Origin of the sequence: Kitasatospora sp. A2-31 (assembly GCF_022288725.1) — a bacterium.
GTDB lineage: Bacteria > Actinomycetota > Actinomycetes > Streptomycetales > Streptomycetaceae > Kitasatospora.
Genome location: NZ_JAKNTA010000126.1, coordinates 1 through 1,752, shown reverse-complemented (window position 1 = coordinate 1,752; position 1,752 = coordinate 1). Strand labels below are relative to the sequence as shown.

Here is a 1,752-nt window from a genome sequence, read left to right as displayed (position 1 = left end):
CCGGGCCTTGAGGTAGGCGGTGGCCATCAGGACGGCCGTGTCGTGGCGCGGCGTCCAGACCTTCCACCACTTCTCCTCCTCCGGTTCCGGGTCGGAACCGAGGTCCGGCTCCTCCTCGCCGGTGGCGGTGGCCTGCGCCTCGCGCTCGGCCCGCTCCTGCTGCATCTGCCATTCGCGCAGGTCCGGGTCGTAGAGGCCGGACGGGTCGCTGCGGTTGACCGGGTCGCTGTGGGAGTAGCCGTAGCTGTTCCACTGCTGCGGGTCGTCCGGGACGAGCAGCGGGTCCGGGCTGACGAACCGCCCGGTGGAGGGCTGGTACTGCCGTGCCCCCAGGTTGGTCAGACCGGTGACGTCGTCCTTGGAGCCGCCGACGAAGCCCTTGTCACCCGCCCAGACGCCCGCCGCGGGCTGGGTGCCGCGGGGGTTGCCGAAGGGGTCCATCGGCCGGCGGGTGACGGCGAGGCTGGTGGCGTCGACGGTCAGCAGGCCGCTGTCGTGGTGGTCGGCCAGCTGGATGGTGAGGCCGCCGGCGCCGACCCGGACCATGGTGAGCCCGCCGGGCACCGGGTAGTAGCGGGTGCCGGTGAGGGTCTTGGCGACGGTGTCGTAGGTGAGCTCGTCGCCGCCCAGGTTGACGGTGGTCTTCCCCGGGTTGCGGCGGATCAGCTGGTTGCCGTCCGCGTCGTAGACGTAGCTGGTGACCTGGCTCGGGACGGTCCACTTCTGGCCGGCCGGAACGGTCGTGGCGCAGTCGCCCAGCACCAGGTCGGTGCCGTTGGTGGTGACGTCGCCCGGGACGGCCAGGCAGCGGGCGGCCGCCTGGTTGAGGACGGTGCCGTCGGCGCGGGCCGTCCACTTCTGCGCGGCGCCGCCGTCGCAGGGCTGGAGCTGGACGAGCGAGCCGGCCGCGGTGCCCATCGCGGTCACGCACTTGTTGAACGCCTTGAGCACGCCGCCGTTGACCGCGAAGCGCTGGCCGCCGCCGGAGCCGCAGGTGTAGATCTGCGCCGGGGTGCCGTTGGCCGAGCTGCCGCCCTGCATGTCCAGGCACTTGCCGCCGATGCCGGTGATCGGGCCGGCCTGGGCGAAGGTGTCGAGCTTGCCCTCGGTGTTCCAGGCGAGGTCGGCCGTGCCGGTCCTGGAGGTGTAGATCGAGGTGGTGTTGCCGGCGGCGTCGTACTTGTCGCTGCCGGAGACCGTCGTGCTCGCGCCGACCTTGGTCCCGGTGCCGGTCAGCGCGTGCGGACCGCCGCTGCCGTTGCCGGTGTTGACGGTCCCCGGGTTCGGGAACGTCTGGGTGGTGACGGCGTCCTTGGTGGCGTCGCCGCCGGTGTCGTGCTGGACGAACCGGGTGCGGTTGCCCGTGACGTCGTAGCCGTACTCCTGCCAGTAGGGGTTGCCGCCGCCGACGGTGGTCAGCGCGGGTGCGACGGCGCCGCTGGTCGGGGTGGTGTTGGTGCACCGGCCCTGGTCCGGGGTCTGGTGCTCGGCCGGGTCCGGGACGGTGACGCCCCCGGTGTCGCTCCAGGCGGTGGTCAGCCGGCCGAGGCTGTCGTAGCCGAAGCACTGCAGGTCGCGGGCGGCCGGGTTGTTGTCGGGGGTGGTGCTGATCGACGTGACGCGACCGGAGTCGTCGTAGGTGTAGCCGGTCTGCTGGACCGCACCGGAGGTGGAGGTCTGCTTGTCCAGGAACTGGTTGCGCAGCCGGCCGGTGGCCTGGTCGTAGTCGTTGGTGACGACGACCTGGGTGGC

General features: G+C 72.3%; 1 protein-coding gene. It reads right to left on the bottom strand.

Annotation, left to right across the window (positions count from 1 at the left end; genetic code table 11):
• Window positions 1-1,752, bottom strand: a 1,752-nt coding sequence (locus tag MCM47_RS40115; protein ID WP_238951770.1) for a ricin-type beta-trefoil lectin domain protein, incomplete at both ends; no start/stop codon positions are given.